The following is a 25,875-nucleotide window of genomic DNA, read 5'->3' on the forward strand; positions in this document are numbered from 1 at the left end:
GATTAACGGATAGATAGCCCTTGCGCGCTGGTCTAGAGTTCGACAATAAGCGGCCACTGCGTTCACACCTAAAACAGGCCGCACCTACCGATGATCAGCAGGTGAGCCATGGAATTACGAATCAACCAAAAGGCCTATCAGGTCGATGCCGACGCGGACACCCCATTGCTGTGGGTAATCCGCGATGACCTGGGCCTGACCGGCACCAAGTACGGCTGCGGCCTGGCCCAGTGCGGCGCCTGTTCGGTGCTGGTGGACGGCAATGTGGTGCGCTCCTGCGTCACGCCGGTGGCTGGGGTGGTCGGGCGTGAAATCACCACCATCGAGGCGATTGAAGACGACGAGGTCGGCAAGCGTGTGGTCGCGACCTGGGTCGAGCAACAGGTTGCGCAATGCGGCTACTGCCAGTCCGGGCAGGTGATGGCGGCCACTGCGCTGCTCAAGCACACCCCCGCGCCGAGCAAGGCGCAGATCGACGCCGCCATGGTCAACCTGTGCCGCTGCGGCACCTACAACGCCATCCATGCGGCCGTCGACGCCCTGGCCAAGCAGGAGGGCGCGTGATGAACATCCTCGACGAACTGCTCGACGCACCGGTCAACCTGTCACGCCGCCGCTTTCTGGCGAGTACCGCCGTAGGTGCGCTGGTCATCGGTTTCGGCCTGCCATTGGGCTCGGGCCGGGTACAAGCCGCCACTACCGCTGAACGCGGCACCCAGGTGTCGGCGTTTCTGGAGATTCGCCCGGACGGCACGGTGCGCCTGCTCAGCCCGTTCATGGAAGGCGGGCAAGGCACCCATACCGCCATGGCGCAGATCGTCGGCGAAGAGCTGGATGCCGACCCCGCCACCTTCATCGTCGAGGCCGCCCCGCCTGGCGAAGCCTATGTGGTGATGGAAAACGGTATGCGCATCACCGGCGGCAGCATGTCGGTGCGCATGAGCTACCCGACCATGCGCCGTCTCGGTGCCCTCGCCCGCGCCATGTTGCTGCAGGCCGGCGCCAAACAATTGGGCGTGCCGGTGGGCGAACTGACCACCCAACCTGGCCGAGTCGTGCACGCGGCATCCGGCCGTTCGCTGGGGTATGGCGAACTGGCCAGCAGCGCCCTCGACATGCCAGTGCCCGATCCTGCCAGCATCACCCTGCGCGACCCGAGCCAGTTCCGCTGGATCGGCAAGCCGGTCAAGCGCCTGGACGCCTACGACAAATCCACCGGCAAGGCGCTCTACAGCATCGACCTGAAAGTCGACAACATGCTCCACGCCGCCGTCCAGCATGCGCCACGTCTGGGCATGACTGTGGGCAGCCTGCGCAACCAGGCGCAGGTCGAAGGCATGAAGGGCGTGCATTCGGTACACGTGCTGCCGGGCGCGGTGGCGGTGGTGGCTGAACGCTGGTGGCACGCCAAGCGTGCGGTGGAAGCGGTCCAGGTCGACTGGCAGGAAGCGGCGGCCGACTCGACGCTGCGCGTGATGCCGGCGGACTTCTCCAGCGACCAGCATTTCGAGTTCCTCGCCGCCCAGCAGGGCCCGGCCCGTGATGACGAAAACGAAGGCGACGTGGCCGCCGCGCTGAAAGGCGCCAAGACCCAGGTCGAAGCGACGTATCACAACCAGTACCTCAACCACGGCCAGTTGGAGCCGCCCTCCGCCCTGGCCCGCTTCAACCCGGATGGCACCCTGGATATCTGGCTGCCCAACCAGGCGCCGGACATGTTCCGCGCCGATATCGCCAAGCGCACCGGCCTGGACCCTGCGCAGATCAACCTGCATTCACCGTTGCTCGGCGGTTTTTTCGGCCGGCATTTCCTGTATGACTCAGCCAACCCCTACCCGCAGGCCATCGCGCTCGCCAAGGCGGTGGGTCGTCCGGTCAAGCTGATCTGGAGCCGAGAAGAAGAGTTCCTGCGCGATGTATTGCGCCCGGTGGCCGTGGTCAAGTTCCGCGCCGCACTGGATGACAAAGGCCTGCCGGTGGCCATCGAAGCGGTAAGCGCCACCGAAGGCCCGACCGAAGCCCTCGCCGGCAAACAGGGCGACAAGATCGACCCTACGGCACTGGAAGGATTGTCGGGCAAGTCCTACGCCATCCCCAACAAACGCATCGCACAGATCTACGTCAAAGGCGCGCCCATGCTCGGTTACTGGCGTTCGGTGGGCAATTCGCTGAATGACTTTTTCTACGAGTCGTTCCTCGACGAACTGGCGGACAAGGGCAAACACGACCCCTATGAACTGCGCCTGCACCTGCTGCGCGACAACCCACGGCTGACCACCTTGCTGCAAGCGGCGGTTGAACTGTCCGGCGGCTGGAAGCGCGGCCCCTTCACCGCCGAAGACGGCAGCCGGCGTGCACGCGGCGTGGCCATGGCCTCGCCGTTCGGTTCCCACACGGCGGCGATTGCCGAGGTGTCCATCGAGAACGGCAAGGTCAGGGTGCACGATATCTGGCAGGCCATCGACCCGGGCAGCATCGTCAACCCGGCGATTGTCGAGGCTCAGGTGAATGGCGCGGTGGCGCTGGGCTTGTCACAGACCTTGCTGGAAGAAGCGGTGTACGTGGACGGCAAGCCACGGGCGCGCAACTACGACCTGTACCCGATCCTGGCGCCGGCGCAGATGGCGCGGGTGCATGTGCGGGTCGTCGAGAGTGGCGAAAAGATGGGTGGTATCGGCGAGCCGCCGTTGCCTGCCGTGGCACCGGCCGTGGCGAATGCGGTGGCGCAATTGACCGGCCAGCGTGTTCGCAGCCTGCCCTTGAGCCGACACACCTTCAGCTGACTTTCAGGAAATGCCCATGAACAACCGTCGATTCGCAAGAACCGCAGGCTGGCTGGCGCTGCCCTGCCTGGTCGCGGCAGGCCTGCTGGCCTGGTACGTCACCCGTGAGCCCGCCACACCGTTTGCACAAGCGCCGGCCACCGCCACCTTCGAGCCGGCCCTGGTCAGCCGCGGTGAATATGTCGCGCGTCTCAGCGACTGCGTGGCCTGCCACAGTCTGCCGGGCAAGGCGCCGTTCGCCGGTGGCCTGGAAATGGCCACGCCGTTGGGGGCAATCCATGCCACCAACATCACGCCGGACAAAACCACCGGGATCGGCAGCTACAGCCTGGCCGACTTCGACCGTGCGGTACGCCACGGCGTGGCGCCGGGTGGTCGACGGTTGTACCCGGCGATGCCCTACCCGTCCTACGTCAAGCTCAGCGACGATGACGTGAAAGCGCTGTACGCGTTCTTCATGCAGGGCGTGCAACCGGCCAACCAGGCGAATATCCCCAGTGATATTCCCTGGCCGCTGAATATGCGCTGGCCCATCGCGCTGTGGAACGGCGTGTTCGCGCCCACTGCAACTTATGCAGCCAAACCCAACCAGGACGCGCTGTGGAACCGCGGCGCCTACATCGTCCAAGGCCCCGGCCACTGCGGCAGTTGCCACACGCCGCGCGGGCTGGCCTTCAACGAGAAGGCGCTGGACGAATCCGGTGCGCCGTTCCTCGCCGGGGCCCTGCTCGACGGCTGGTATGCACCGAGCCTGCGCCAGGACCCCAACACCGGGCTGGGCCGCTGGGACGAGGCGCAGATCGTGCAGTTCCTCAAGACCGGGCGCAATGCCCATGCGGTGGTCTACGGCTCGATGACCGAAGCGTTCAACAACTCTACGCAGTTCATGCAGGACGACGACCTGGCCGCCATCGCCCGCTACCTCAAGTCACTGCCCGGCGACCCGCAGCGCGACGGCACTCCCTGGCAGTATCAGGCGGCCGCCACCAACCCGGACGCCCCCGGCGCCCACACCTACGCCACCCGCTGCGCCTCCTGCCATGGCCTCGACGGCAAGGGCCAGCCCGACTGGATGCCGCCCCTGGCCGGCGCCACCTCGGCCCTGGCCAAGGAAAGCGCCTCGGCGATCAACATCACCCTCAACGGTTCGCAACGCGTGGTAGCCGCCGGCGTGCCGGACGCCTATCGCATGCCGGCGTTCCGCGAGCAACTGACCGACCAGCAAATCGCCGAGGTGCTCAGCTACGTGCGCGGCACCTGGGGTAACAACGGCGGTGCGGTGGATGTGGAGGCGGTGGGCAAGTTGCGCGGGCATACCGACCCGGCGAGCAGCAGTCCGATCATCTTGCATATGCGCTGAGTTCAGGACTTCAGGTTTTTCACACTGGCAAATGTTGCCTCGCCCCGCGCCTGCTCCAATACATTCATTGGTGCGGGCGCCGGCAATGTGTGCAACGCTGGCTTGAGCATGATGGACCGCTCGCTGTCCGTGACGGAACGCTCGTCACTGGGGGGCACGCCGAAGTACTCGCGATAGCATTTGGAGAAATGCGGCGTGGACACAAAGCCGCAGAGCACGGCCAATTCGACGATTGAAATGGGTGTCTGCTTGAGCAACTGCCGCGCGCGGATCAGCCGCAGCCGCAGGTAGTAGCGCGAGGGCGAACAGTGCAGGTACTTCTGGAACATGCGCTCAAGCTGGCGACGCGACAGCGCGACATACGCCGCCAGTTCATCCAGGTTGATCGGCTCTTCCAGGTTGGCCTCCATCAATGCCACGACTTCCTGCAGCTTGGGCTGCTGGGTGCCGAGCATGTGCTTGAGCGGTACGCGCTGGTGGTCCTGCTCGTTGCGGATGCGCTCGTAGACAAACATGTCCGAGATGGCCGCCGACAATTCGTGCCCGTGCTCACGGCCGATCAGGTGCAGCATCATGTCCAGGGGCGCCGTGCCGCCTGAACTGGTGAGCCGGTCGCGGTCGAGGGTGAACAGGCTGGAACTGACGGTCACCCGTGGAAACGCCTCCTGCATCGCCGCCAACCATTCCCAATGCACGCTGCATTCATACCCGTCGAGCAAGCCGGCCCGCGCCAACACAACGCTGCCGGTGCAAATCCCACCCAGTCGCTTGGCATAACGCGCCTGGCTGCGCAGCCACTTGACCAGTTCGCCGGTCACGGTGCCCTGGATGCCGATGCCGCCGCACACCATCACAATGTCGGCGGGCGGCACGCTGAGGATCGAACCGTCGGGCGTGATCGGCACACCGTCGCTGGCCCACACCGGGTTGCCGTCCAGGCTTGCCGTGTGCCACTTGTAAAGCTCCTGGCCCGACAACTGGTTGGCCATGCGCAACGGCTCGACCGCTGCCGCCAGCGACATCAGGGTGAACTGGTCCAGCAGCAGGAAAACAATACTGCCGACCGGGCGGCCACTCATGATTGCGAAACTGCGGCCACCGGTTTTTGCGTGGGTTCCGGGTGCCGGGCGGTGAGCAAGCCGATCAAGGAAATCATCAGGGCCAGGACGAGGGTCGAAGAGACTTCGAAACGGTGTTCGGGCGTGACCAGCATCACCGTCAAGGCCGCGCAGATGAACGCGATGACCAGCCAGGTCAGCCACGGAAACAGCCACATCTGGAAGCTCAGCGTGACCTTGCGCTGGCGCAGGGTCTTGCGCATGCGCAACTGCGAAACCGCGATCACCAGGTACACCAGCAAGGCGATGGCCCCCGAACTGGCCAGCAGGAACTGGAACAGCCCGGCCGGCATGAAGTAGCTGAGCAGGGTCACGCCCGCGCCCAGGATGGTGCTGGCGATCACCGCCGCCCTCGGCACACTCGCCGCCGAGGTCTTTTTCATCAGTGCGGGTGCATCTCCACGCTTGCCGAGGGAAAACAGCATGCGCGAGGCAATGTAGATCGAAGAGTTCATGCAACTGGCCACGGCGATCAGTACCACCCCATCCACCAGCAGCTTGGCGTGGGGAATGTTCATCAATTCCAGTGCACGCTGATAAGAGCCGACCGAGGCCAGCAACGGGTCATCCCATGGCACCACGGAGATCACCACGAAGATCGACAGCAGGTAGAACACCCCGATGCGCCACATCACCGAGCGCGTGGCCCGGGCGATGTTCTGCGCCGGGTTGCTGGACTCGGCCGCCGCAATGGTGACGGCCTCCGTGCCGATAAAACTGAACATGATGGTGATAAAGGCGCCGACCACCGCCGACAGCCCGTTGGGCGCAAACCCGCCATGGTCCTGCATCAACTGGCCAAGCCCACTGGCCTCGCGTTCCGGCACCCAGCCCATCAGCACCGCAAAGCCCACGCCGATAAAACCGATGATCGCGATCACCTTGGCCATGGCGAACCAGAACTCGAACTCGCCGTACTTGGACACGCTGAACAGGTTGGTGACCACCAACAAAAAGATCGACAACAAGGCAAACAGCCAAGCGTCGATCTGCGGGAACCACTGGTTGAGGATATGCCCGGCGGCCAGGGCCTCGATGGGGATCACCAGCACCCAGAACCACCAGTACAGCCAGCCGATGGTAAAGCCGGCCCAGCGGCCGATGGCTTGGTCGGCGTAGGTCGAGAATGAGCCGGTGTCCGGGTTGGCCACCGCCATCTCCCCCAGCATGCGCATGACCAGCACCACCAGCAGGCCGGAAAACAGATAGGCCAGCAGCACCGCCGGCCCCGCCGCCGCAATCGCATGCCCGGACCCGACAAACAACCCCGCGCCGATAATCCCCGCAATGGAAAGCATGGTGACATGGCGCGGCTTGAAGCCTTGCGCCAACTGGCCGTTCGAGTCGTTGGAATTGAGGCTATTCATTGTTTTTGTTGTTCTCGGTGACCGGCGTGAGGACTGACTGGAGGGTCAGGCGATCGTCATTTTTGAATGATGGGTCACCTTACGCGGGCTGACTGGCGCGAAAATAGCCTGAAAACGGCGGGGGTTGGTCTGATATCGACATAAGACCTTATCTGGCTATGGAATCGGAATCTGACTACTTAACGGATCACCGGTTACGCACGGACATACGCGGGCACCCTCCTCAAAATCGATCCCTCACTGATAGGTAGGGATGTGCGTACCCGAATCGGGACCCGCAGACGCTGAACCAATGCCCTGACTGTCGCTTTGTCCAATTGCTTTTATATACATATAAAATATGCATAATGAGAACTTTCAGGATTCAATACGACAAAGCAAAAAGCATCACTAATCAGCAAAAGCACAAGGGCGTGAGCCTTGCCGATGCAGAACCGGTGTTTTACGACGAGACCGCTCTAACCATACAAGACAATGATCACGACGAAGAGCGTTGGATAATCATGGGTACGGACGCAAAGGGACGCGTATTGGTAGTGGCCTACACCTACCGCGATCCAAATTTTGTACGGATTATCAGTGCCAGGCGCGCATCCAAAAATGAACGGCGCCAGTACTTGGAGGCTTGAACCATGAAAGACGAATACGACTTCAGCTCCGGCAAGCGCGGTGCAGTCGCCAGCAACAAAGGCAAAACCCGAATCACTATCATGCTGGATGATGCGGTGATTGCAGCCGCCCGCGAGCGAGCGGAAAATGCAGGTACCGGTTATCAAACCGTGATCAACAACCTACTGCGCCAAGTGTTGGTTTCCCAAGACGCGCATAACCTCGGATCCGCACTGACGAGAAAAGCCAAAACCCTGCAAGTCATCAAGGAGGGAATCAGCCTTTGCGAAGTCGAAGCGCTGGAACAGCAGCTGATCGCGCTCGCCGGAGAGTTGAATCGAGTATTAGTCACACCAAAACCGACCAAACCAAAGGCTAAACCCACTCCGCTGAGGTAATCACTTGCCTACACGCTCGATAAACATCCGCCAGGCCACGCCCGACGACGTGCACGCCCTGATCGAACTGGATGCTTACGCCACGGCCCATACCCACCGCCGCGTATTCATCCATGATGCGGTGGTTCGCCAACACTGCCTCGTCGCCGTCGATAGCGCTGGCCGGTGTGTGGGATACCTGGTGCTGGCCCATGATTTTTTCGATCATGGCTTCGTGGCACTGGTGGTTGTGTCGCCGGTTTATCAGCACCAAGGTGTTGCGCTGCGGTTGCTGACGGCGGCACAAGCAGCGTGCAAGACGCCCAAGCTGTTTACTTCAACCAATGCGTCGAACACCGCCGCCCAGGCGCTGTTTGCAAAGGCCGGGTTCGTGCCGAGCGGGCACATCGAAAACCTTGACGATCACGACCCTGAGCGGGTGTATGTGAAATTCATCCAACCCCTGTGAGTGCTGGCCTCATCAGCTCCACGCCGCCTCCATCGAACCTCCCACAAACATCCACCCCCCTCGCGCACACTGGCACCTCCTGAAACCGCAAAAACGCTTCAGAGGTGCCCATGTTCCGAACCCTTGCGGCGAGTGTCCTGCTGATGTCCGCGCCCCTGGCGATAGCCACCCCGCTCACGGACGAACAACGCTCGGCCATCGACCGCTATGTCAACGCAGAAATAACCCGTCAGCAGTTGCCGGGCCTGGCCCTCGGTATCTTCCGAAACGGCCAGGCCGTGCTCGCCAAGGGCTATGGCCTGGCGAATGTGGAACTCGACGTGCCCATGAGCGCCGACAGCGTGTTGCAGTCCGGCTCGGTGGGTAAATCCTTTACCGCAACGGCCGTCATGATGCTGGTGGAGCAAGGCAAGGTCGGCCTGGACGACAGCATCCGCCAGTACTTCCCCGAGGCGCCGGCAAGTTGGGCGCCGATCACGGTCGCCCATCTGTTGTCCCACACGTCTGGCTTGTCGGCCTACGACACGCCAGCGCTGCAAAAGCCTGGTGGCCCATTGGATATACGCCGCGACTTCACCGAAGCGCAGCTGGCCAAGGCGATTGCCAAGCTGCCGCTGGACTTCAAGGCCGGGCAGAACTGGGCCTACGAAAACACCAATTTCGTGCTGCTCGGCATCCTGATCCAGCGTGTCAGCGGGATACCTTATGGCGAGTTTCTCCAGCAGCGTATCTTCACACCGTTGGGCATGCGCTCGACACGGGTCATCTCGGACCTCGCGATTGTGCCCAACCGGGCGTCGGGCTACGAAAGGGTCGACGGTGAGCTGAGGAACCAGGAATGGGTGTCGCCGACCTTCAATGCCACGGCCGACGGCACGCTCTATTTCAGCGTCCGCGACCTGGAGCGCTGGGACCGCGCCCTCTACGATGAAACCCTGCTGACACAAGCCTCGCTGCAACGGATGTGGACGCCCTACCCCTACGCCGGCAAACAGCGGGCGCAAGGCTACGGGTTCGGCTGGGAAATCCGCACAGTCAACGGCCACCCCGTGATCGAGCACGGCGGCTCCTGGCAAGGCTTTACCTCGTCCATCTCGCGCTACCTCGACGACCGGTTGACGGTGGTGGTGCTAACCAACCTGGATGCCGAACACAGCTACCCGGAAGTCATCGGACGTGGCGTAGCCGGCCTGATCGAACCCGGATTGAAGTGATCAGGGCCAACAAAAAATGCCGCTCTCCATCATTCCTCCACAAAACCTCCCATGAATGCGCACGTTCGTTGCGCACAATGGCTTTCATCAGAGTGCCCGGTCGACCGGGTTCACACGGAGAACGGCATGATTCCAGCCCTGTACGTCGCAAAAACCGGCTTGTCGGCGCAGGACACGCAGCTGACGACAATTTCCAACAACCTGGCGAACGTCTCGACCACCGGTTTCAAACGTGATCGCGCCGAGTTCCAGGACTTGCTCTACCAGATCAAGCGCCAGCCGGGCGCGCAGTCGACACAGGACAGTGCGTTGCCGTCGGGGTTGCAACTGGGCACCGGCGTACAGATCGTCGGCACCCAGAAAAACTTCAGCGCCGGCAACCTGCAAACCACCGGGCAACCGCTGGACCTGGCGGTGAACGGGCGCGGTTTTTTCCAGGTGTTGCAGCCGGACGGCACCACCGGCTATACCCGCGACGGCACCTTTCACCTGAACGCCAATGGCCAGGTGGTGACGGCCAGCGGCTTTGCACTGGAACCGGCCATCGTGGTGCCGGATAACGCCAAGACCTTTACCGTGGGCCAGGATGGCGTGGTGTCGATCACCGTGGCCGGCAACCCCGCTGCGCAAGTGATCGGCAACCTGCAAACCGCCGACTTCATCAACCCCGCCGGCTTGCAGGCAATCGGCAACAACCTGTTCCTGGAGACCGCCTCCAGCGGCGCGCCCCAGGTCGGCACGCCGGGGCTCAACGGGTTTGGCACCACACTGCAACGGTCTCTGGAGACCTCCAACGTGAGCACCGTTGAAGAGATGGTCAACATGATCACCACACAACGGGCCTATGAAATGAACTCCAAAGTGATTTCCACCGCCAACCAGATGTTGGGCGCCCTCACCCAGAAGCTATGATCAACACTTGCAAGCGTGGCCAGGGAGCGGCAAACACGACAAGGCTTATTCACCGAGCAGACTATGAACGATTTTCCCGTTGCATCCTCGCCCCTTCCGAACAGCGTCCGAGACACCCAGGCGCTGATCCTGATCGCCGAAGACGAGCCCGAGATCGCCGACATCCTGATTGCCTATCTCAAGCGCAGCGGCTTTCGTACCGCCCACGCCCTCGACGGCCGGCGCGCCCTGGAATTGCACCAGGCCCTCAAGCCCGATCTGATGCTGCTGGATGTACTGATGCCCCAGGTCGATGGCTGGAAGGTCCTGGCCGAGGTGCGTCATCGCGGCAATACGCCGGTGATCATGCTGACCGCCCAGGACCAGGACATGGACAAGCTGATGGGCCTGCGCATCGGTGCCGACGACTATATCGTCAAGCCGTTCAACCCGGCCGAGGTGGTGGCGCGTACCCAGGCCGTGCTGCGACGCTCCATCGCCTACAAATATGCCGCCGGCGCCAATGTGTTGCGGGTCGATGGTTTTGAAATCGACATCGAAAGCCATCAGGTCACGGTGAATATCGAGGGCAAGGTCCTGCCGCTGCTGCTGACCGTCACCGAATTCAAACTGCTCGCGCAATTGGCCCGGGCTCCGAAACGCGTGTTCAGCCGCGCCGAATTGCTGGCGCTGTGCTCACCGGAAAGCGACAGCCTGGAACGCACGGTCGACAGCCATATCAGCAAGTTGCGCCGCAAGATCGAAGACCTGGGGCTGCAAGGCGTGCCGGCAAGCATTCGCGGCGTGGGCTACCGGTTCGGGAGTGGCGTGTGAAGAAGCTCAATGGCTTGAGCCGCCAGATCATTGCCGCCATGTCGGCGGTGGTGCTCTGCGTGATCGCCCTGGCCGTGATCGGCTCCTACGTGTTTTATGCGCTGTTATGGACCTATTGGCCGCTCTCGGACGAGCAGGCCGATGCCTGGCTGCCGGCCAATGTCGAGTGGGCGTGGATGGCCTTGACCACCTGCGTCAGCCTGGCGGTGGGTGCCTTCGTGGCCACGCGGCTGTCGCGGCGGATCCTGATGCCGCTGAACTCGGTGGCCGAGAACCTGCGCAAACTGGCGGATGGCGACCTCGATGTGCAAGCCGTCGCCGGTGACCAGTCCATCGGCGAAGCGGCGATCCTGGTGGATGATTTCAACAGCATGGCCCAGCGCTTGAAGCGCATGGCACAGGAGCAGGCATTCTGGAATGCGGCGATTGCCCATGAACTGCGCACGCCGCTGACCATCCTGCGCGGCCGCCTGCAAGGCTTGGCCGAGGGTGTATTCGAACCGGACACGGCGCAGTTCTACAGCCTGCTCGGTCAGGTCGAAGGGCTGGCGCGGATGATCGAGGACCTGCGGGTAGTCGGCCTGGGCGACAGCGGCTACCTCGAACTCAATGTGCAGGACGCCGACCTGGCCGCCGGCATTGAAGAGGATGTGCGGCTGTTCGAACCGAGCCTGGTCGCCGCCGGTTTTACCCTGCAACTGGACCTGCAACGCCGGACCCTGCGCTGCGACCCCGCCCGGATACGCCAGGCCCTGCTGGCCCTGCTCGACAACGTGCGTCGGCACGCCACGCCCGGCAACGTCAACGTGCACCTGAGCACCCGCGATGGCATGCATTACCTGAGGGTACGCGACGACGGCCCCGGCATCGATGAGGACCTGGCCACGCACCTGTTCGATGCCTTCCAGCGCGGCGAAAACTCACGTTCCCGCGCCCAGGGCGGCAGCGGCCTGGGCCTGGCGGTGGTGCGCGCGATTGCCCTCGCCCACGGCGGTGCGGTGACGTGCCGGAAAATGGAAAACGGCGGAACGCTGTTTGAACTCAGTTGGAATCTTTGAGTAACCCAGGCCCCACCATGCGCATCTTTTCCATGATGTTCAGAACAACCCGGCGCTATCGATGCTTTGTCTTATTGGACGCCGAGGGTACGTGCGTTGCATTCAAAAGCTGTGCAGCACTGCCCGGAAACGGGCACTGGATCGAAGTTGAATGCATCAACTTGTCGTGGCTGGGCAACCCCTTTCCCAGCCGCGCCCGGATAGCTCAGCGAGCGTGAGAAATGAATTCGTCCTTATCACCCCTTGAAGAGTCGTTGAAACTGCACACTGCCCGGCTGAAACGGCTGCAGCGTTACTGGGTGCCGTTGCAACAGCGCGCGCCCAAATGGGTATTGGCGCTGTGGATCATCGGCGTAGCCGTGTCGCTGGCGACTCAATGCTGGTGCCATTGGTTCGTGACCGCGCCGCTGATCTGCGCGTTGATCATCGCGGAAATCGTGATCGACGAGGCGCAGATGACCCTGCTGTTGCGCACCGATGCCGTGCGCGATTTATTGAATACAGCCCGTGGTCGCTGCTGCTGAGCCTGCTCACCACAGCACGTCCACTCAGCACCACAAGCCCGCTCACTACAACCTGAACATTCCCTCAAACCGCGTGTTGTCCACCGTGCTCCCGCGCGCCTGCATCATTTGGAGAGCATCGGCAGGTCGAAATTAAAATGTACATGCATGTCGAGATTTATTGACGCACATGTACATTTATCCTAATTTCAAATCGCCAAGCCTGATGATGCCCACGAGGGAGCACACTCTGATGTCCAACGATCCCCTGCTGCAGCCCTATAAGATCAAGCACCTGACCCTGCGCAATCGGATCATGACCACGGCCCACGAACCGGCCTACCCGGTGGACGGCATGCCGCAGGCGCTGTACCGCGCCTACCACGTCGAACGCGCCAAGGCTGGTGTGGCCTTGACCATGACCGCAGGCTCCGCCGCGGTGTCGCGGGACAGCCCGCCGGTGTTCAACAATGTGCTGGCGTACAAGGATGAAGTGGTCGGCTGGCTGAAGGATTTGACCGACGAGTGCCACGAACATGGCGCGGCGGTGATGATCCAGTTGACGCACCTGGGCCGTCGCACACGCTGGGACAAGGCCGACTGGCTGCCGGTGGTGTCGCCTTCGCACCGGCGCGAGGCCTCGCACCGCTCCTTCCCGAAGAAGCTGGAAGACTGGGACATCGAGCGAATCATCAAAGACTACGTCGACGCGGCCGAGCGCATGCAGGCCGCCGGGCTGGATGGCCTGGAGCTGCAAGCCTACGGGCATTTGATGGACCAATTCTGGTCGCCGCTCACCAACGCGTTGGATGGCCCGTACGGCGGCCCGCTGGAAAACCGCATGCGCTTTACCTTCGATGTCCTGCGCGGCATTCGCCAGCGGGTCGGTGAAGACTTCCTGCTGGGCGTGCGCTACACCGGCGACGAGGCGCTGCCGGGCGGGTTCAATGCCAGCGAAGGTTTGCAGGTGTCGCACCTGCTCAAGGACAGCGGCCTGGTGGACTTCCTCAACGTGGTGCGCGGGCATATCGATACGGATGCGGGCCTCACCGATGTGATCCCGATCCAGGGCATGCGCAACTCGCCGCACCTGGAGTTTGCCGGTGAGATCCGTGCGTCTACCGGGTTCCCCACCTTCCATGCGGCAAAAATCCCCGATGTCGCCACGGCGCGCTACGCCATCGCATCAGGCAAGGTGGACATGGTCGGCATGACCCGCGCACATATGACCGACCCGCATATCGTGCGCAAGATCATCGAGCGGCGTGAAGAAGACATTCGGCCCTGCGTCGGCGCCAATTACTGCCTGGACCGCATCTACCAGGGCGGTGCGGCGTACTGCATCCACAACCCCGCCACCGGTCGCGAAACCAGCATGCCCCATGACATTCCCAAGGCAGCGGTGCCGCGCAAAGTGCTGATTGTCGGCACGGGACCTGCCGGGCTGGAAGCGGCGCGGGTCGCCGGTGAGCGCGGGCATGATGTGACGGTGCTGGAAGCGGCGGGCCGGCCCGGTGGGCAGATCCGCCTGACCGCCCTGAGCGAGCGGCGCCGCGAAATGATCGGCATCATCGATTGGCGCATGAGCCAGTGCGAACGCCTGGGTGTCAAGTTCCACTTCAACACCTGGGCCGAGGCCGAGGCCGTGCTGGCGCTGGAGCCGGATGTGGTGATCGTGGCGACTGGCGGCCTGCCGCATACCGAGGTGCTGGCCCAGGGCAATGAGTTGGTGGTGTCGACCTGGGACATCATTTCCGGCGACGTCAAGCCGGGGCGCCATGTGCTGATCTTCGACGACGCCGGTGACCACGCCGCCCTGCAAGCGGCCGAGGTGATTGCGCAGAGTGGTGCCAGCGTGGAAATCGTCACGCCGGACCGCTCGTTCGCGCCGGAAGTCATGGCCATGAACCTGGTGCCCTACATGCGCAGCCTGCAGGACCTGGACGTGACCTTTACCGTGACCTATCGGGTCGAAACGGTGGAGAAACGCGACGGTCGGCTGCTGGTCACTTTCGGCAGTGACTACGGCGCGGTGCACAAGCAGCGGGTGGTGGACCAGGTGGTGGTCAACCACGGCACCCTGCCCCTGGATGACCTGTACTTCGACCTGCGGGGGCATTCCAGCAACGGCGGCGCGGTCGAGCAGCACGACTTGATCGCCGGCAACGCGCAGCACCTGGTGACCAACCCCGAGGGCCGCTTCCAACTGTTCCGCATCGGCGATGCGGTGGCCGCACGCAACACCCATGCGGCGATCTACGACGCGCTGCGGTTGGTCAAGGATCTCTAAAGCGGCTCGAACACCCCCGGTGCGGTCTCGGCGTAGCCAAACGCCCCAAAGAAGCGGTCCAGTTCGCGCCGCTTCAAGGCCTTGCCGGTGAACACGCTGACGTACTGAGGAATGCGCCGGAAGCGCACCACCACGTCCTCGCTGGTGTTCATCGAGATGTAGCCGATCTGCGTCAGGTAGATGGTCCGCGCGCGCACATCGGCAGCCTCCTCATCGTAGCCAAAGCGCCGGAACATGCCGGTCAGGGCGTTGATACGGGTATCATCGGCCAGGGCGATTTCCGCGCTGACTTCTGCCGACTGCATGGCCCAACTGCGCACGGCAAATTCGAACTGCGAGTCGAACAGCTCCGGGTTCAGCCAGCATTCAAAGACGTTCAGAATCGCCTCGGAAATGCTTTCGGCGTAACGCTCGCACTGGAACACCAGGTTGCCGGTGTTCTTGTCGCGCCAGCGGGCCAGCAAGGCGGCGAGCAGTTGCTCGCGGTCCTCGAAAAACCAATAGAAACTGGTACGCGACAAGCCCAGCTGCTTGGCCAGTGGCATCACGCGCACGGCGTCGATGCCGGACTCTTTCAACGCCGCGTAGGCGGCGTCCAGCCACACATCGACCGAGCCTCGCCAGCCCGTGTCCTGGTTCTTGCCTCGCGGTTTTGCCGATTGAGCCATCGGGGGGGTCACCTTTGCCTGGGAAATGCCGGTCACTTTACACGCCCCCTTCCCTGCGTGCAGTTCGTCGGTAAAACCGCACAAAGAAAAAATCCAGACTACTGTACATACATACAGAAACGTAGTTGAGGATGAGCACCATGAATGACGATTTGAAGCAGGCAGGTTCTACCTCCACCGCACAGCCGACCACCTCATTCGAGCAGGCTAAGACCGGTCGAGCACTGGATTTCACCTGGGCGCCTGACGCCAACACGACGAACACCATCGTCTCGGCGGATTGTGTCGACTATCGGGTCGATACCTCCCGGGGCAGCCCCACCGGTGACAGCCACTCCATTGCACGGCTGACCTACGTCCAGGGGAATGGGGGTGGCCAGATCGGCACGCTGTTTCTCGAAGAGGTGCGTGCGGGCGTAGGCGCCAATACCCAGATAGGGCTGATGGTAGGACGCAAATGGGCAATGGACGCCGACACAGCGAATACCGGCAGCATCGGCACCTACGTCGTGGAACAGTTCGATGACATGCGTGCCAGCGTCAACTACGTCGGGGCCTTCGCCCGTGTCTTCGCCGACCCCAGGATGGTCAGTTATCACGCCGGGGGCCATGTACACACCAATATCTCGATCACCGGCAGCAGGGCCCTGAGCATGGCGGATTCAGGCAAGTCGATTCTGGTCCTGAGCAACACGGACGTGACCCTGACGCTGGGTGATGATGTGACGGAAGGGTTCAGGGCCACGTTGATCCAGGCGGCGGCAGGCAAGATCAACATCGTCGCATTGGGCAACCACACGCTCTACAGTAATGCGGGAAGCCGTACACGCACGCTGAGCCCCCTGGATGAGCTGGAACTCAGCACGTTTCCAGGCGGCCCGGTGTTCCTGGCCTTCCGGGTGAGGCCGGCAGCCTGAGGTAGCAGGCCAGGCCCCGGGCATTCGGCAGCAAGCAGCCTTGAAGATCAACGCGGCCAACGAGTTCCCTAGGAACACTCAGGCGCAAGTTCCCTGAGGAATGCCCAAACCAATGCGTTGAACACCTCGCCCTGGTCGTCATGCACATAGTGACTCGCGTCGGCCACCTCCACGGTCCGAATATGCGGGTTGCTCGCGGTCATTGCTTCCAACGTTGCTGCCGGCAGGAAGTCCGAGCGGCCGCCGCGAATAAACAGGGTCGGGCAATCCAATGCACGCACCGCCGGCCACAAATCCGTCGGCTCGATGCTCAGGCGCGCCTGGGCAATCCCCTGCTGATCATGGCGCCAGGTGATCCCTGCGTCGTTTTCTTTCATCGAATGCGCCAGCCTGGAGTTCAGGCCCTGCTCCGACAGACCGGGGCGTGACGCCTGCCAGAAGGCACGGGCCAGCTCCCAGTTCTCGAACTGCAACGGTGTCTGGCTCATCTCGCGACGGATACGCGCAGCGCCATCGCCCTGGCTTGAAGAACCGGGGCCGATGTCTTCAATCATCAGCCCCATCAGCCGCCCCGGGTGCTGCCGCGCATATTCAAGGGCGTTGGCACCGCCCAATGAATGCCCCAGCAAGACAAACCGCTGCAAGCCCACATGGGCGACGAAGTCAGCGAGGTCTTCGACATAGGACTGCGTGTGGTAGGTGTCGGGCGCGGCCCAATCACTCAGGCCCCGCCCGCGTTGGTCCAGGGCATAGATGCAATAGCCTGCGCCCAGGGACTGCACCAGCGAATCCCAGGTTTGCGCATAAGCGCGCAAACCATGCAGCAGCACCAGCGGCACGCCACCCGGCTTGCCCCAGCGCAAAAAATGCAGGCGCAGGCCGCAACGGTTGGTGAAGAAACAACTGTCAGCAAGCATCGGTGTGTTCCTCTAGAAACGATCGAAGCGATAAGGGCTTGGGTCGATGATCGGTGTATGCCCGCTGACCAGGTCTGCCGCGAGATGACCCGCTGCGGGCGACGTACCGAAGCCATGCCCGGAGAAACCCGTGGCCACGGTCAGCCCGGGGATCTGCGCAACCGGCCCGATCACCGGGTTCGAATCCGGCGTGACATCAATCGTACCGGCCCAGGCCTGGGCGATGCGCGCCTGCTCGAACACCGGCCAGGCGGCGATGAGGTTGTTCATCGCATCGCCGTTCAGCCGTGGGTTGGCCGGAGGGTCCTGCACCCGGACGCGCTCGAACGGGCTCACACTGCTGGAGTGCCAACGCCGTGCAAGCTTCAGGTCGTGCAGGAACGGCTTGCCCAGCGATACATCGAGCACATGACGCTGCGCCCGGAACTGCGGCATGTACTGCTTGGCGAGCAACAGGTGATCAAGGGTCAGGAAGGCGTCCAGCTTGCCGCGCTGGGTGACGATGAAACCGCCGTCCTTGTGCTTGCGGAACGAAAAGTCCGGTGCGCCGACGGCAATCTGCGTCGGCCCTTCCATGGGGTGGGTGCGCAGTACCGAGCAGGTCAACGGCAGGGTCGGCAACGACACCCCCAGGTTACCCAGGAAGCGCCGCGACCACATGCCTCCCGCCAGCAATACGTGGTCGCAGCGGATTTCACCTCGCTCGGTGACCACGCCACTCACGGCCCCGGCAGACATTTGCAGCGTACGCACCGCACACTGCTCGACAATCACCACGCCCAGCGCCATGGCCGCCTTGGCGATGGCGCTGCTGGCCAGGGTCGGTTCGGCACGTGCGTCAGACGGCGTGAAGATGCCACCCGCCCAATCGCCCACGCCGCCGGGCACCAACCCATCGATCTCACGCTTGCTGAGCAGCCGTGAATCCAGGGACAGATGCTCCACGGACTTGAGCCAGCCTTCATGCATCGCCATCTGCGCCGGGGTGCGGCCGACAAACATAATGCCTTCCTGGCGATAGCCGACATCCGCGCCAACCCGCTCGGGCATCTTGGCCCATAACCGGTCGGCCGCGAGGGCCAGGGGAATATCGGCGGCGTGGCGGCTGGTCTTGCGTACCCAGCCCAGGTTGCGCGACGACTGCTCGGCGGCGATGCGGCCTTTTTCCAGCACCACCACCGCGATGTTGCGTTCGGCCAGGGTCAATGCCGCCGTCAAGCCAATAATCCCGCCACCAATGATGACAACGCTGGTGGCGGCAGGAAACGCGGCGGATGTGTTCACGGGCGCAATAGTCGGTGCCATGATCAAGACTCGCTGATGGGCAAATAGGAGCAACCGCTGGCGGTCACTGCGACAGACGAATGACTTCGACCTGCGCCTTGGATGCGTTGCGATAGGCCGTCACTTCCAGCTCCACCTTGTAGACCGTCGACCCCAGTGGCGGGCACGTGACGGTGCTGGCCGGGTCGACGCCGCGAAACTTCTCGCCGATCAGGCCCATCACCGCCGGCACGTCCTTGGGGTCCTGGATGAACACCCGCGAACACACCACATCGGCCAGGCTTGCATCCACCGCCGCCAGGGCGGTTTCGATGTTGGCGAAGACCTGGTGGGCCTGCTCCAGGACGTCTTCCGGGATCAGTTTGGTCTGTGGGTTGCGACCTGCGGTGTTGGACACGTAGATCCAGTTGTCGACGACCACCAGGCGCGAATAGCTGGCCTGGTCTTCGAACGGCGAGCCGGTCTTGAGCTTGATGATGTTTGTCATGTCGAATGCCTCGTCAGAATAGGGGTTGAGTGACTTAACGCAGTACCGGGGTTTCCCACAGGTTCAGGCTGACGCCGATGCCTCGCCTGATCGCATTGCGGTACACCACCGTGCCCCAGGCCACGTCTTCCACGGGCATGCCGCCGACCGACATGATGATGATTTCCTCATCGGTCCTGCGGCCAGGGGCGGCGCCGGCGATGATCTTGCCGATGTCCTCGACGTCTTCCAGGCGCAAGGTGCCTTCGGCAATCATGTCCATGAAGCGCACGCCAATCACCGGCACGCAGTGATGCGCAGGCTTGGGCAACTCTTCAAACCAGGCCTGGTAAAGACCGGTGTTATCCAGCACCTTGCGCACGTCCGCCTGCTCCATGCCTTCATCGAGCGAGCAGGCCGCCGGCATCGCCAGAAATGCGCCCGGCTTGACCCATTCACGCCGCACAATTGGGTAGTTCGAGGGGTCGCCCGTTTCGCCGGAGCTACAATAAGTAACAAGGTCCGAATCGCGGACCACCTCTTCCAGGGTGTCCACCACCTTTATCGTGGTGATTTGCGGATAGGTCGCTTCAACCCACGCAATAAAATCGGTCAGGCTCTTCTGGCCACGGCCTTTGATTTTCAGCGTATCGATGTGCGGGCAGACCGCGATGAACGCCGCCAAGGTGGTCTTGCCCATCACGCCCGGCCCCAGCAGGCCCACGACTTTCGAGTCCTTGCGCGCCAGGTGGCGTGCGCCCACACCGGGAATGGCCCCGGTGCGATACGCCGACAGCAGGTTGGCCGACATGTGTGCCAACGGCGCACCGGTGTCGGGATCATTCAGGGTGAACATCAGGATCGAGCGCGGCAGACCCTTTTCGCGGTTGGCGATATTGGAGCCGTACCACTTCACGCCAGCGGTGCAGAAGCTGCCGCCCAGGTAGGCCGGCATGGCCATCATGCGCCGGTCGGCCGTGGGCTTGGGCATGTTCGGGAACGGCGAATCCTTGGGGAAAATCACCATCGCACCATGGGAATCATTGTTCGGCCCGGCCATGCGGTAGTCGCCGGCGTACAGCAGGCTGAACATCTCTTCCATGGTATTCACGCACGCCAGCATGTCGGTCACGCCCGCGCGGATCATGTCCGGCTCGGAGAGGTAGATAAAGTCGATTTTTGTAGTCGTAGACATAGTTATTCTCGGGTCGAAGGTGATACCGCTGCGGTAGGCGCAGCGCCACGCTGTCGAGGTCGAGTATCGAGGGCGCGGGGCCGGGTCGTATTGTAGTTTTCGGACACGCCAGGCCTTGTGTTACCGCCAGAGTTGGCGCGAATCCTGCGTGAAAAATCGCGCCTCTGAGCCTCTCGACAGTGCACCTATGATCTCGACTCCACGGCACCACACGGCAAACGAACAACCCTGGTTCGTTCTCAATTCGTCACGGTATTCGGTCATGCCCTCCGACCACCCGGCGATCTCGCACTTCTATGCGTTCGATGCGGCTCAATCGACTCAGGTACTGGCCGTTCCGGATGGGTGCGTGGACATCGTCTTCGACTGTGATGCCGTGCGTCCGAGCGCCAAGATCTGCGGGACGCCGCTCGCCGCCAAGGCGGTCGAATTGAACCCGAACCACCATTACTTCGGCGTGCGTTTTTCACCCGGCGTCATTCCCGGTTTCATCAATGTGCTGGCGGAAGAATTGACCGAGCGGGAGCTCGACTTGCTGGAGGTTTCGACGTTTGCCCGGCGCATCTTCGACAACATCGTGCAGGCGCCGCAGTTGAGCGAGCAAATGCGCCTGTTCAATGATTATCTTGCACCCCGCCTGATGGGCAAGGCATCACCGCTGACCGCCCTGGTCATTCAACAAGCCATGCGACATCGCGGGTCTATTCGCATCCACCAGCTTGAAGACCTCAGCGGCTACACCAGCCGCACGCTGCACCGCCAGTTCAGCCAGGATACCGGCATGTCGCCCAAGGCCTTTTGCCGGATCATCCGCTGCCAGGCCGCCCTGGACACCCTCAATACCTGCCGGGACGTGTCGTTCTCGGCGTTGGCGCTCGACCTGGGTTTTGCCGACCAGTCGCACTTCCTGCGCGACTTCAAGCAACTGGTCAGCACCACGCCCTGCGACTACCAGCGCAAAATGCTGCAGAACGCCTACGCCGAGCGGATCAGCTACGCCTGAGAATGGGCGCCCTAGCGGGTCGCCCTGAGGGTTTCGGAGGGTGACTCGCCAAACAGTTCCCGGTAATGCCCGGCAAAATGGCTCAGATGAAAAAAGCCCATCGCCACGGCAATTTCGCCAACGTTCTGGGAGCAGGCAGAGGTGCTGTTCAAGCGGCGGCGCACGGCATTCAGACGCAGGTTGCGCAAGTATTCGACCGGGCGCATGCCGGTCACGGCCTGGAAACTGTTCTGCAGGGTGCGCCGACTGACCCGCAGGTGTTCGCACAGATCAAGAATGCTCAGGGGCGTGTCGCCACTGGCGTCGATCAACTCCTGGCAACGCTTGACCAGGTAAGCACTGACAGTGACATTGCCACGCCGGCAACGCACCTCATCGGTGGCGTTGCTGAACAGATCGAGGAAGGCGTTGAGCAATTCGTCTTCAAGCATTTTTTCAGCCGCTGGGCTGACCGCCTCGGACTGTTCCACCAGGTGACAGAACAGGGGATGGATACGCTGGCGAATGCGCAAGAGTAACGCATCGTCCACGCTCAACTGAGAAGTGGTCTTCAGCCGCTTGAGCTGCTCGTTGGACAATTCGAAGGCCGCCAGTTTGGCGAAGCGCACCGCGTCGATATTGAACGCAAAAAAGTGCGTGCCCTCGGGCGCATGCAACACAAACTCCTCGCCATCGCGCAACAGCACCACGCTGTGGGTGCCCACCTGTTGGCCTTGCACCACCGGCGCGGGGCCCAGCGACATGGCTGCGCACAGCCGCCCTTTCGGGGCGTAACCGCGCTGGACCACGCGTTTGTCCAACACCTCCTGGAACACCTGGAAGCGATCGGCGGACAATTGCCGCAGCTCACTCGTCAGGCAACCACGGCCAAGCTGGTCATACACTTGGCGCCAGCCGTGGATAGACCCGGCGTGTTGTTGAGGGTCATTGAAGGTTCGCGCTTCAGCGAGCATGGTTGTCGTTCCTCGGTGGCCTGGTGTCTTCATCGACCTGAAAGGGACGCTGTCATCCTTGACCGCACGTGGGTTTACACCGGCACGGTGTCAGCGGTGAAAACCAAAGCCAGTTCCGTGCCAAACATCTGCAGGCGATAGGTGGTCGGCTGGATGCTCATGGGCGCCAGCAACGCCCCGGACAGCACGACCTGTCCCGCCTCCACCGGTTGACCGTCGGCCAGCAGGCGCCGGATCAGCCAGCACAGGTTGGCCAGCGGTGTGTCTTCGCGCTCCAGGGTATTGCCGTCGCCGTACAGCGCACCGGCGCACTCCAGGCGGTAGGTTGCATTGAGGTGCAGGGCTGGATCAAACGGCGTCCGTGGCCCGATGCAATAAAGCCCCGCCGCGGCGTTGTCGGCCAGGAACGCGCCGGCGCCAAAGGTCCAGGCTTGCCAGCGGCAGTCGGCGATTTCGAAGGCAGGCGCGACGTCACGGATGGCCGCCAGGATGTCCTCGTCGCTGTAGTCACCGGGCGCCAGGGTGCGCCCGATGACCACCGCCACTTCAATCTCCAGCTTGGGCTGGATCAACCGTGACAGGGCCACCGTCGTGCCCGGCTTGACGCTCATGTTCTCGGTCAACGCGCCGTACACCGGCTGATCGAGGCCAAAACGCTGTTGCGCGGCGCTGCCGGCGAAGGCGATCTTCCACCCGCTCAGGCGCTCGCCGGCCGCCAGGCGGGCGTCCAGCCCCAGGCGTTGCAGCGCGTAACCGGAATACGGATCCAGCGTCTCGGCGGGCAGCGGCGGCAGGGCCTGCCGGGTCAGGGTGGCCTGGTGCAAGCGGTTGAGCAGTTCGTTGTTGTGGCTCATGACAGTTGCTCCGCCAGTTTGCGCAGTACCCCATCCAGTCGCTCGGGCGTGGTGATCGCGGCGACAAAACGGTCCGGCCGCACCACTACGATGCAATCGCGCACCTTGGAGAACCACTCGCCCAGACGGTTATCCACGTCTTCCACGCTGATGGCGTCCATCGCCGTCAACGGCTGGTGACGGCCCAGGCCGCTGCGCGAACGATTGACCTGGATGAAGCGTGTGTCCCAGCGCGCCCAGAATGTCGCCATCTCGTCACTGAGTTGCTCGCGCGGGTTGACCCGGTAACCCAACACCGCATAGGAATGCCCCAACACGTCATCCAGGCGCCGACGCTGACCCTTGGCGTCTTCGATATAGGGCTGCACAAACAGCTGGCCGACCAGGTCGTCCTCACGCAGTTCGGCACGTTCGTGATAGACCAGACCCTTGGTGATGGTGGCCTTGGGTTTGAACTTGAACTCCAACAGGTGCGAGCGCAGGTTGTCGACGCTGTTCACTGCCTGGAACAACCAGTCGCGCACGCCGGCCATCAAGGGGTTGGTCAAGCCCAATACCGCGCCCATGTTGTCGGCCAGCGCCACCAGCTCGGTGGCGTGCCCGCGACGCTCTTGGTCGTAGCTCACGAGAATCCCATGGGCGGCACGCCCCTGGATGATCGCCGCGAGTTTCCAGGCCACGTTGGCCACGTCGCGCAGTCCGGAGTTGAGCCCTTGCCCGGCCCAGGGCGGCGAGATGTGCGCCGCATCGCCCACCAGCGCCACGCGGCCCTGGACAAAGCGCGCCGCGACCCGTGAATGGTGGGTGTAGGCGCGGATACGGATGATGTCCAACTGGTCGACCGCATCGCCGATATGCCCACGGATCAGGTCGCGGATGGTGCTTTCGTCGCACATCTTCGCCTCGTCCTCGCCCTCCATCAGCATGAACTCCCAACGCCGCTGCTGGTAAGGCAAATAGATGCACACGAACGGTCGCTGCGGGTCGGCATGCAAGGCAGTGTAAGGCGCGTCCAGCGTGTCATTGGCGGTGTCGACCACCACCCACTTGCGCGCATGGGTCAGCCCCAGCAACTCGACCCCGAGTTTTTTACGCACGGTGGAGCGGCCGCCGTCGGCACCGATCACATAATCGGCGCGCAATTCATAGACCTCGCCCCGGGCATCGCGCACCTGCAAGGTCACGCCCTCGCCGTCCTGCTCCAATTCGAGCATTTCGTGGCCTTGGCGCAACTCGACGCCGGCATGCCGGCCGAGGGTTTCGCGCAGCGTGCCTTCGAGCAACTGCTGCATGAAGATGTTGCGCATCGGCCAGCCGTAGTGGGCGGTGCTCGGCTTGACCTCGGCGAAACACACGCCACGTGCGTTGTAATAGCGCAACGGCACGTCGCAGATCATGTCCCGCGCGGCCAGTTCGGCAACGCCGATGCCCTGCAACACCCGCAGCGCTTCATCGTCCATGCCCACCGCACGCGGGTAAGGCAGGATGCAATCAGCCAGTTCAAGGACGACGCAGTCGACACCGTACATCCCCATATAGTGTGCGGCCGTGATCCCATTGGGACCGCCGCCGACAATGACAACTTGGGTCTTCTCCTGCTTCATCGCTCATCACCGCTTTCTTGTTGTGGTTGTAATCCGGTACAGCTCAAGGCGCACGCCTGCTGTCAGTGCAGCCCATCCAGGCCTTTGACGTCTTTAGCCTGCAGGCCGCCCAGGCGCGCATGCAAGCGTCCACGCGTGGCGAAGGCCCAGATGATCACGACCTCGTCGGGCGCCGGCCCGTCGCCAAACATCAGCGATATGCTGTCGTAGTGGGAACGGACGTACAGGGCATCCTTGTGCGCCAGCGGTACGTCGATGGTCGACCCCGGCCCGCCACGCTTGCCGGTGGACGGTACCCAGGATTTGCCGCCGCCCAGCGCGACGCGGATCGGGTCGGCTGCCGGGTTGGTCAGGAATGCGTTACCGTGCTCGTACTCGCCCTCGCTGCCCACCAGGATCGCCTTGCCATAGCTGACAATCTCACGGGCGCCGGCCAATGCCTGGATGCGCCGGCCAAACTCTTCGCCCAGCAGCGGCGAAGGGTCGACCAGTTCGGCGAGCGACTCGCTGTAGCGACCGGCATAAGGGTTGGCGATCACGGCGGCAATCGCATATTTGAACAGTGGCTCGCCATCGGCCAGTTGGCCGGTTTCGTTGGCCAGGGTTTCTTCGACAAAGCTGTACCATTTGCGGATGTGATAGCTAGCAAAATTCGCGGTTTTCATCGGGGTTGCCTCAAAGTGGGTCCAGTGGGTCCAGGTTGAAATGTCGGCTCGGTGCGCCAGCGGCCTTGAACCGGGCCTTGCCGCGCGCATCGTCATGCTCGGTCTCGAGGAAGAATTCCATGCGGTTGCCGTCGGGGTCGTTGAAGTACACGCCATGGCCGATTTCGTGGTCGGTGATCTTGACCACCTCGACACCCTTGCCCAGCAACATGCCGTAGAGCTGGCGCAGGGTGGTCATGTCTCCGTCGATTTCCAGGCCGTAGTGTTGCAACCCCAGCCCACCCTGATGGGCGCCAGGGTCGGCGCGGATCAAGGCGATGTCGTGGTGCTTGCCGCCAAACGCCATCATGACCCAGCTCTCGCCCCGGGCACTTTCGTGCATGCCCAGAATGTCGGCGTACCAGCGCGCCGACACGTCCGGGTCACTGACCCAGAGCGATAAGTGAGTACGCAGGATCTCGACTTTCATGGCGATA

Annotated in this window: 26 protein-coding genes; 14 read left to right on the forward strand and 12 right to left on the reverse strand. The window is 62.7% G+C overall.

Annotation, left to right across the window (positions count from 1 at the left end; translation table 11 throughout):
• Positions 1-108: 108 nt before the first annotated feature.
• The 3 genes from BM110_RS15400 to BM110_RS15410 are packed head-to-tail and all read left to right on the forward strand — an operon-like array spanning position 109 to position 4,143.
• Positions 109-564, forward strand: a complete 456-nt coding sequence (locus BM110_RS15400) for a (2Fe-2S)-binding protein (protein WP_058427060.1) — start codon at positions 109-111, stop codon at positions 562-564.
• The gene (locus tag BM110_RS15405; protein ID WP_093513760.1) at positions 564-2,783 is read left to right on the forward strand and encodes a xanthine dehydrogenase family protein molybdopterin-binding subunit; all 2,220 of its coding nucleotides are present in this window, start codon (positions 564-566) and stop codon (positions 2,781-2,783) included. Before BM110_RS15400 ends, BM110_RS15405 begins: the two co-directional genes overlap by 1 nt.
• Positions 2,784-2,799: 16 nt before the next feature.
• A complete protein-coding gene (locus tag BM110_RS15410) occupies positions 2,800-4,143 on the forward strand; it encodes a c-type cytochrome (RefSeq protein WP_093513761.1) in 1,344 nt (447 codons plus the stop codon).
• A gap of 2 nt (positions 4,144-4,145) precedes the next feature.
• Here the strand turns inward: BM110_RS15410 and BM110_RS15415 are convergent, their stop codons facing one another.
• Positions 4,146-5,222, reverse strand: coding sequence for a choline metabolism transcriptional regulator GbdR (locus BM110_RS15415; RefSeq protein WP_093513762.1), 1,077 nt, complete (start codon positions 5,220-5,222; stop codon positions 4,146-4,148).
• Positions 5,219-6,628: a GABA permease gene (gene gabP, locus BM110_RS15420; protein ID WP_093513763.1), complete on the reverse strand. Its 1,410-nt coding sequence runs from the start codon at positions 6,626-6,628 to the stop codon at positions 5,219-5,221. Before gabP ends, BM110_RS15415 begins: the two co-directional genes overlap by 4 nt.
• 347 nt (positions 6,629-6,975) lie before the next feature.
• Between gabP and BM110_RS15425 the strand changes: the two genes are divergently transcribed.
• The 9 genes from BM110_RS15425 (at position 6,976) to BM110_RS15470 (ending at position 14,873) form a co-directional block, all read left to right on the forward strand.
• Positions 6,976-7,257 carry a BrnT family toxin gene (locus BM110_RS15425; protein WP_058427065.1) on the forward strand — a complete coding sequence of 94 codons (282 nt, stop codon included), beginning with the start codon at positions 6,976-6,978 and terminating at the stop codon, positions 7,255-7,257.
• Positions 7,258-7,260: 3 nt separating this feature from the next.
• On the forward strand, positions 7,261-7,635 hold the full coding sequence (locus BM110_RS15430; protein WP_058427066.1) for a BrnA antitoxin family protein: 375 nt from the start codon (positions 7,261-7,263) through the stop codon (positions 7,633-7,635).
• Between the two features lie 4 nt (positions 7,636-7,639).
• Complete coding sequence (locus BM110_RS15435; RefSeq protein WP_093513764.1) at positions 7,640-8,083, forward strand: GNAT family N-acetyltransferase; 444 nt, start codon at positions 7,640-7,642, stop codon at positions 8,081-8,083.
• Positions 8,084-8,193: 110 nt separating this feature from the next.
• A complete protein-coding gene (locus tag BM110_RS15440; RefSeq protein ID WP_093513765.1) occupies positions 8,194-9,297 on the forward strand; it encodes a serine hydrolase domain-containing protein in 1,104 nt (367 codons plus the stop codon).
• A 126-nt stretch (positions 9,298-9,423) separates the two neighbouring features.
• Complete coding sequence (flgG, locus tag BM110_RS15445; RefSeq protein ID WP_093513766.1) at positions 9,424-10,209, forward strand: flagellar basal-body rod protein FlgG; 786 nt, start codon at positions 9,424-9,426, stop codon at positions 10,207-10,209.
• Between the two features lie 63 nt (positions 10,210-10,272).
• On the forward strand, positions 10,273-11,022 hold the full coding sequence (locus tag BM110_RS15450) for a response regulator (protein ID WP_092246127.1): 750 nt from the start codon (positions 10,273-10,275) through the stop codon (positions 11,020-11,022).
• Positions 11,019-12,080 carry an ATP-binding protein gene (locus tag BM110_RS15455; protein ID WP_092246130.1) on the forward strand — a complete coding sequence of 354 codons (1,062 nt, stop codon included), beginning with the start codon at positions 11,019-11,021 and terminating at the stop codon, positions 12,078-12,080. The genes BM110_RS15450 and BM110_RS15455 overlap by 4 nt, the downstream gene beginning before the upstream one ends.
• 221 nt (positions 12,081-12,301) lie before the next feature.
• On the forward strand, positions 12,302-12,604 hold the full coding sequence (locus tag BM110_RS15465; protein WP_092246136.1) for a hypothetical protein: 303 nt from the start codon (positions 12,302-12,304) through the stop codon (positions 12,602-12,604).
• 232 nt (positions 12,605-12,836) lie between these two features.
• Positions 12,837-14,873, forward strand: a complete 2,037-nt coding sequence (locus tag BM110_RS15470) for an NADH:flavin oxidoreductase (RefSeq protein WP_093513767.1) — start codon at positions 12,837-12,839, stop codon at positions 14,871-14,873.
• Here BM110_RS15470 and BM110_RS15475 read toward each other — a convergent pair.
• The gene (locus tag BM110_RS15475) at positions 14,870-15,541 is read right to left on the reverse strand and encodes a TetR/AcrR family transcriptional regulator (RefSeq protein ID WP_093127919.1); all 672 of its coding nucleotides are present in this window, start codon (positions 15,539-15,541) and stop codon (positions 14,870-14,872) included. The two genes, BM110_RS15470 and BM110_RS15475, sit on opposite strands and share 4 nt — an antisense overlap.
• A 140-nt stretch (positions 15,542-15,681) precedes the next feature.
• On the opposite strand from BM110_RS15475, the gene BM110_RS15480 reads away from it, so the two are divergent.
• Entirely contained in the window at positions 15,682-16,458 is a 777-nt protein-coding gene (locus BM110_RS15480; RefSeq protein ID WP_175538849.1) for a hypothetical protein, read from the forward strand.
• Between the two features lie 68 nt (positions 16,459-16,526).
• Here BM110_RS15480 and BM110_RS15485 read toward each other — a convergent pair whose 3' ends face one another.
• Genes BM110_RS15485 through BM110_RS15500 form a run of 4 tightly spaced genes read right to left on the reverse strand, consistent with a single transcriptional unit; the run spans position 16,527 to position 20,320 of the window.
• Positions 16,527-17,375: an alpha/beta fold hydrolase gene (locus BM110_RS15485; protein WP_093513769.1), complete on the reverse strand. Its 849-nt coding sequence runs from the start codon at positions 17,373-17,375 to the stop codon at positions 16,527-16,529.
• A gap of 12 nt (positions 17,376-17,387) precedes the next feature.
• On the reverse strand, positions 17,388-18,680 hold the full coding sequence (locus tag BM110_RS15490) for an NAD(P)/FAD-dependent oxidoreductase (RefSeq protein ID WP_092246149.1): 1,293 nt from the start codon (positions 18,678-18,680) through the stop codon (positions 17,388-17,390).
• A 43-nt stretch (positions 18,681-18,723) separates the two neighbouring features.
• Positions 18,724-19,146 carry a RidA family protein gene (locus BM110_RS15495; RefSeq protein ID WP_092246152.1) on the reverse strand — a complete coding sequence of 141 codons (423 nt, stop codon included), beginning with the start codon at positions 19,144-19,146 and terminating at the stop codon, positions 18,724-18,726.
• Between the two features lie 34 nt (positions 19,147-19,180).
• Positions 19,181-20,320 (reverse strand): ornithine cyclodeaminase family protein, encoded by a 1,140-nt coding sequence (locus BM110_RS15500; protein ID WP_092246154.1) that lies wholly within the window; start codon positions 20,318-20,320, stop codon positions 19,181-19,183.
• Between the two features lie 187 nt (positions 20,321-20,507).
• Between BM110_RS15500 and BM110_RS15505 the strand changes: the two genes are divergently transcribed.
• A complete protein-coding gene (locus BM110_RS15505; RefSeq protein ID WP_071491526.1) occupies positions 20,508-21,323 on the forward strand; it encodes a helix-turn-helix domain-containing protein in 816 nt (271 codons plus the stop codon).
• 11 nt (positions 21,324-21,334) lie between these two features.
• Here BM110_RS15505 and BM110_RS15510 read toward each other — a convergent pair whose 3' ends face one another.
• The 5 genes from BM110_RS15510 to BM110_RS15530 form a co-directional block, all read right to left on the reverse strand.
• Complete coding sequence (locus BM110_RS15510; protein ID WP_071491527.1) at positions 21,335-22,276, reverse strand: helix-turn-helix domain-containing protein; 942 nt, start codon at positions 22,274-22,276, stop codon at positions 21,335-21,337.
• 74 nt (positions 22,277-22,350) lie between these two features.
• Positions 22,351-23,130 (reverse strand): 2-keto-4-pentenoate hydratase, encoded by a 780-nt coding sequence (locus BM110_RS15515; protein ID WP_093127896.1) that lies wholly within the window; start codon positions 23,128-23,130, stop codon positions 22,351-22,353.
• On the reverse strand, positions 23,127-24,734 hold the full coding sequence (locus tag BM110_RS15520; protein WP_093127892.1) for a bifunctional 3-(3-hydroxy-phenyl)propionate/3-hydroxycinnamic acid hydroxylase: 1,608 nt from the start codon (positions 24,732-24,734) through the stop codon (positions 23,127-23,129). Before BM110_RS15520 ends, BM110_RS15515 begins: the two co-directional genes overlap by 4 nt.
• A gap of 62 nt (positions 24,735-24,796) precedes the next feature.
• Entirely contained in the window at positions 24,797-25,399 is a 603-nt protein-coding gene (locus BM110_RS15525; RefSeq protein ID WP_071491530.1) for an amino acid synthesis family protein, read from the reverse strand.
• A gap of 10 nt (positions 25,400-25,409) precedes the next feature.
• A complete protein-coding gene (locus BM110_RS15530) occupies positions 25,410-25,868 on the reverse strand; it encodes a VOC family protein (protein WP_071491531.1) in 459 nt (152 codons plus the stop codon).
• Between the last annotated feature and the right edge of the window lie 7 nt (positions 25,869-25,875).

Source organism: Pseudomonas sp. NFPP28 (assembly GCF_900115535.1).
Classification (GTDB): domain Bacteria; phylum Pseudomonadota; class Gammaproteobacteria; order Pseudomonadales; family Pseudomonadaceae; genus Aquipseudomonas; species Aquipseudomonas extremorientalis.

Bases quoted from the DNA above. Each gene is read 5' to 3' on its own strand.
- BM110_RS15425 (WP_058427065.1), top strand. From the start codon at position 6,976: ATGAGAACTTTCAGGATTCAATACGACAAAGCAAAAAGCATCACTAAT.
- BM110_RS15480 (WP_175538849.1), top strand. From the start codon at position 15,682: ATGAATGACGATTTGAAGCAGGCAGGTTCTACCTCCACCGCACAGCCG.
- BM110_RS15430 (WP_058427066.1), top strand. From the start codon at position 7,261: ATGAAAGACGAATACGACTTCAGCTCCGGCAAGCGCGGTGCAGTCGCC.
- BM110_RS15530 (WP_071491531.1), bottom strand. From the start codon at position 25,868: ATGAAAGTCGAGATCCTGCGTACTCACTTATCGCTCTGGGTCAGTGAC.
- BM110_RS15470 (WP_093513767.1), top strand. From the start codon at position 12,837: ATGTCCAACGATCCCCTGCTGCAGCCCTATAAGATCAAGCACCTGACC.
- BM110_RS15490 (WP_092246149.1), bottom strand. From the start codon at position 18,680: ATGGCACCGACTATTGCGCCCGTGAACACATCCGCCGCGTTTCCTGCC.
- gabP (WP_093513763.1), bottom strand. From the start codon at position 6,628: ATGAATAGCCTCAATTCCAACGACTCGAACGGCCAGTTGGCGCAAGGC.
- BM110_RS15500 (WP_092246154.1), bottom strand. From the start codon at position 20,320: ATGTCTACGACTACAAAAATCGACTTTATCTACCTCTCCGAGCCGGAC.
- BM110_RS15465 (WP_092246136.1), top strand. From the start codon at position 12,302: ATGAATTCGTCCTTATCACCCCTTGAAGAGTCGTTGAAACTGCACACT.
- BM110_RS15510 (WP_071491527.1), bottom strand. From the start codon at position 22,276: ATGCTCGCTGAAGCGCGAACCTTCAATGACCCTCAACAACACGCCGGG.
- BM110_RS15450 (WP_092246127.1), top strand. From the start codon at position 10,273: ATGAACGATTTTCCCGTTGCATCCTCGCCCCTTCCGAACAGCGTCCGA.
- BM110_RS15515 (WP_093127896.1), bottom strand. From the start codon at position 23,130: ATGAGCCACAACAACGAACTGCTCAACCGCTTGCACCAGGCCACCCTG.
- BM110_RS15475 (WP_093127919.1), bottom strand. From the start codon at position 15,541: ATGGCTCAATCGGCAAAACCGCGAGGCAAGAACCAGGACACGGGCTGG.
- BM110_RS15525 (WP_071491530.1), bottom strand. From the start codon at position 25,399: ATGAAAACCGCGAATTTTGCTAGCTATCACATCCGCAAATGGTACAGC.
- BM110_RS15495 (WP_092246152.1), bottom strand. From the start codon at position 19,146: ATGACAAACATCATCAAGCTCAAGACCGGCTCGCCGTTCGAAGACCAG.
- BM110_RS15410 (WP_093513761.1), top strand. From the start codon at position 2,800: ATGAACAACCGTCGATTCGCAAGAACCGCAGGCTGGCTGGCGCTGCCC.
- BM110_RS15400 (WP_058427060.1), top strand. From the start codon at position 109: ATGGAATTACGAATCAACCAAAAGGCCTATCAGGTCGATGCCGACGCG.
- BM110_RS15485 (WP_093513769.1), bottom strand. From the start codon at position 17,375: ATGCTTGCTGACAGTTGTTTCTTCACCAACCGTTGCGGCCTGCGCCTG.
- BM110_RS15415 (WP_093513762.1), bottom strand. From the start codon at position 5,222: ATGAGTGGCCGCCCGGTCGGCAGTATTGTTTTCCTGCTGCTGGACCAG.
- BM110_RS15520 (WP_093127892.1), bottom strand. From the start codon at position 24,734: ATGAAGCAGGAGAAGACCCAAGTTGTCATTGTCGGCGGCGGTCCCAAT.
- BM110_RS15505 (WP_071491526.1), top strand. From the start codon at position 20,508: ATGATCTCGACTCCACGGCACCACACGGCAAACGAACAACCCTGGTTC.
- flgG (WP_093513766.1), top strand. From the start codon at position 9,424: ATGATTCCAGCCCTGTACGTCGCAAAAACCGGCTTGTCGGCGCAGGAC.
- BM110_RS15440 (WP_093513765.1), top strand. From the start codon at position 8,194: ATGTTCCGAACCCTTGCGGCGAGTGTCCTGCTGATGTCCGCGCCCCTG.
- BM110_RS15405 (WP_093513760.1), top strand. From the start codon at position 564: ATGAACATCCTCGACGAACTGCTCGACGCACCGGTCAACCTGTCACGC.